The sequence below is a fragment of the Chloroflexus sp. genome (genome assembly GCF_034432675.1).
Lineage (GTDB): Bacteria > Chloroflexota > Chloroflexia > Chloroflexales > Chloroflexaceae > Chloroflexus.
Genome location: NZ_DAOUBI010000043.1, coordinates 1 through 3,803 on the forward strand (window position 1 = coordinate 1; position 3,803 = coordinate 3,803).

At 58.6% G+C, this 3,803-nt stretch carries 2 protein-coding genes and 1 pseudogene; 2 read left to right on the forward strand and 1 reads right to left on the reverse strand.

Annotated features, from left to right (window positions below; genetic code table 11):
• Positions 1-188: pseudogene (locus VAE55_RS03620) on the forward strand (hypothetical protein); the annotation flags it as partial.
• Positions 189-388: 200 nt separating this feature from the next.
• Here VAE55_RS03620 and VAE55_RS03625 read toward each other — a convergent pair.
• Positions 389-2,344: a tRNA uridine-5-carboxymethylaminomethyl(34) synthesis enzyme MnmG gene (locus VAE55_RS03625; RefSeq protein WP_322814449.1), complete on the reverse strand. Its 1,956-nt coding sequence runs from the start codon at positions 2,342-2,344 to the stop codon at positions 389-391.
• Positions 2,345-2,413: 69 nt separating this feature from the next.
• Between VAE55_RS03625 and VAE55_RS03630 the strand changes: the two genes are divergently transcribed.
• Positions 2,414-3,367 (forward strand): response regulator, encoded by a 954-nt coding sequence (locus VAE55_RS03630; protein ID WP_322814450.1) that lies wholly within the window; start codon positions 2,414-2,416, stop codon positions 3,365-3,367.
• Positions 3,368-3,803 lie beyond the last annotated feature (436 nt).

Here is a 3,803-nt window from a genome sequence, read left to right on the forward strand (position 1 = left end):
TGAATGGATTGCCTTACCCGCTCGTCATGCGCGTGGCGCAAGGTTTGGAGTGCGGCAGCCATGCTGCCGCGCCAGTTGTGCACACGATTCGGCGCGTGGATACCGTTACCCATCCTGGTCACGGGGGTGCTGAATGTGCTCGTGCCGATCATCGAGTTGGTCAGGCATGCATGAGCTACCTACCGTAGACGGTTTATTGCAATAGATTTGTGCCTGCACACCAGCGGCCACGACCAACATCTGACGGCGGTGGCGAGGATGCTTGCACGCAGGCCGGAAGCCTGCGCCATGCCACCCGTGCCACGAGGAGCGCTTGCAGCCAGCCTGACACAGCGTGACATGTGGGTAACGCATAGCACGACACGGGTGGGGTGTCAGGGGGAGGGTATCACCTCGCCACCTGATCACCCTGCCGGCGCTCAAGCGCGAACAGAATAATGGCTACGTCTGCCGGATTGATTCCGGCCAGCCGCCCGGCCTGGCCCAGTGTCGCCGGACGGAAACGCATGAGAACCTGTCGGGCTTCATTACGTAAACCTGGCAATGAAGCGTAGTCAAAATCGGGTGGAATCCGCCGATGCTCCATCTTCTGCATGCGTGCCACTTCACGTTCCTGACGGGCGATGTAGCCGCTGTATTTGCAGCCGATTTCCACCTGTTCGATCACCGCATCACTGAGCGCCGGTAATTCAGGAAGTGCATCGCGCAATTGTGTATACCGAACTTCGGGTCGGGCCAGAACTTCGGCAACAGTAACCGGTTGACTGATCGGCTTGATCCCATGTGCTTCCAGGCTGGCATTAACCGCTGCTGAAGGGAAGATACGACGTTCACGCATCTGCTGCAATGCATGCTCGATCTGCTGTCGTCGCTCTTCCACGACCGCTGCTCGCTTACCGTCAACCAGTCCAAGCCGATACGCCAGTGGCGTCAGGCGCAGATCGGCGTTATCACCGCGCAGTAGCAGCCGATACTCCGCCCGCGAGGTAAACATGCGGTACGGCTCACGAATCTCTTTGGTGGTCAGGTCATCGATCAAGACACCAATGTACGCTTCAGCCCGCCCCAAAATCACCGGCGGTTTACCCTGCACATAGTGAGCCGCATTAATCCCTGCCATCAATCCTTGCGCTGCCGCTTCCTCGTAGCCGGTGGTGCCGTTGATCTGCCCGGCGAAGAATAACCCGCGTAGCCGGCGCGTCTGCATGTCGGCGGTAATCTCACCGGTCGCAACTGCATCGTACTCGATAGCGTAGCCGATCCGCATCAACTCGACATTGCGTAACGCCGGGATCGAACGCAGCATTGCCCACTGCACGTCTTCGGGCAGCGAGGTATTGCACCCCTGCACATAGACCTCTGACGTTGTCCAGCCCTCCGGCTCCAGGAACAACCCGTGACGCTCCTTATCGGCGAAGCGTACAATCTTATCTTCGATACTCGGACAATAGCGTGGCCCGACACCTTCAATGATCCCGCTGAAGAGGGGAGCACGGTGCAGGTTCTCACGGATGATCGCGTGAAATTCGGGCGTCGTGTGTACCTGATAGCAGGGTAACTGCGGTCGCCAGCCGTCGAGCTGGGGGTGCGGGTAGACCGGTGCCGGTGGGCCGTGATATTCAGGGGGCGGGATTGTTTCACCGAGTTCAGGATAGTAGTGGCCGAACGACAGCGGTGTGTCGCTACCGGGTTGCAATTCGGTCAGCGAGAAGTCTATCGTCGCCGCAGCGAGGCGCGGCGGCGTCCCTGTCTTGAGCCGCACCAGCGGAAAACCGAGTGCCGCCAGGTCTTCACTGAGCGCCATGGCGGGCGCTTCCCCGGCCCGACCGGCACCCCACATCGCTTCACCGATAATTGCCCGCCCCCGCAGAAAGGTACCGGTGGTCAGGATTACTGCCGGCGCCAGATACCGCCAGCCAGTGTGCGTCGTCACCGTGAAACATTGGGTGTCGGCGTTCGGTCGGGCAATCCGTTCAACCATCGCCTGGCGCAAATCGAGATTGGGCACCCGTTCAAGCGTCTCTTTCATCAGGCGAGCGTACAGCCGTTTGTCGCACTGCGCTCGCAACGATTGCACCGCCGGCCCTTTACTCTCATTGAGCAGCCGAATCTGAATTGCACTGCGGTCGGTAATACGCCCCATCAGACCACCTAGTGCATCGATCTCGCGCACCAGATGGCCTTTCGCCGGCCCACCAATGCTCGGATTGCACGACATATGGGCCAGCTTGTCCAGATCAATTGTTAACAACAGAGTCCGACAACCCAACCGGGCCGCAGCATGTGCGGCTTCACATCCGGCGTGGCCGGCACCCACCACAATGACATCGTAACGTGTTTGCATAGACGGACGTGGTATAATGACGCAACGTGCGAAGACGTTCGTTCGCTATTGATCACTCATCATCATAATATGCGCACCATCCTTATTATAGACGATGATGTTGCCTTCATGGCAAAATTGAAAGAGCAATTGCAAGAGGCCGGTTATCGGGTCTTGACCAGCAATATTCTGCAATCGGCAGAGCACACCTGTGTTTGTGAGCAGCCTGATCTGGTGCTGTTAGAGGTTCGCACAGAACAAGGGGCCGGCTGGAATACCCTGCTGCGACTGGCGGCGCTGCAACCGGTTATCGTTCTCAGTAAGGCCGGTTTGGAAGAAGACGTTATGCGTGCATTTGCTTCCGGCGCGACCGATTACGTCGCCAAACCATACCGTACCGGCGAACTCCTGGCCCGGATTCAGGCACGGATGTTACCGGAAGCGCCGGTGCTGATGCCACCCCAACCGAAAGCCGATACAGAAGGAGCAACCCCAACAATGTCCCAACCAAAACGGCGTCGCTCTGCCGATGAGGAGAGCGAATCGGTGTTTATGAGCGAAGCGGAAGAGCTGGCCCTGTTGCGCAGTACTGAAGGAACGGCTGACATCCGCCAGCTTACTGAAAGCGAAGGGCAGGCCAGCTTCGGGCAACGCCTACGCGCCGAACGTCAGCGGCGACATCTGACGCTGGTGCAGGTCGAAAATGAAATTAAGGTTCGCATGTACTACCTGCAGGCTATTGAAGATGAGCAGTGGTCGCTGCTACCGCGCGGTCCGGCAGCAGTTCGTATGATGCGCGCTTACGCCTCTTTCTTCGGCATTGACTCGTCGGCAGCCGAAGCCGAATATCGGAAACGGTATCAGGTTGATGAGAAGTCGCCGTCATTCTCATTTACCGTTGGTAACGTCAACACCCGTGCCTTGCGCCGCACACCACCGCGCTGGTTGATCATCGTACTGGCGATTGTGCTGGCGCTTGCCATCGCGGGAGGAGCGATCTATCTGTTCGATCCGATGTTTTTTAGTCGGATAGTGGGCGGGTGAGAAGGCAGGAGAGAGAAGATAGAAGATAGAAGTGAGAAGGCAGGAGGGAAGAAAATGGACGGTTGGCGCCGTCCATTTGTTATGTCTACAACGGGTGGAGTGAATTGTCTGCGGTTTGGTACACGCTGCTCCGGGCAAACTGGGAGCGCACACCTCCGGCGCGTTCGTCATCCACAACCGCACGTCGTGCCCGAATCCTGTGGTATCGCCCCCTAAACCAGCACCCAACGGCAAGACGCGTCCGACGCCGAACATGCCCACCTCCAGCGGGCTATGCATTACCCACATATCGCGCTGCGTTAGGCCAGGCTGCATGCGCTCCCCGTGGCGCAGACTTCCAGCCTGCGTGCAAGCATTCTCACCACCGCCGGCAGGTGCTGGCCGTGGCCGCTGGTGCGCAGGCACGAACCTGGTACAACCAAACGTCTACGCGCAG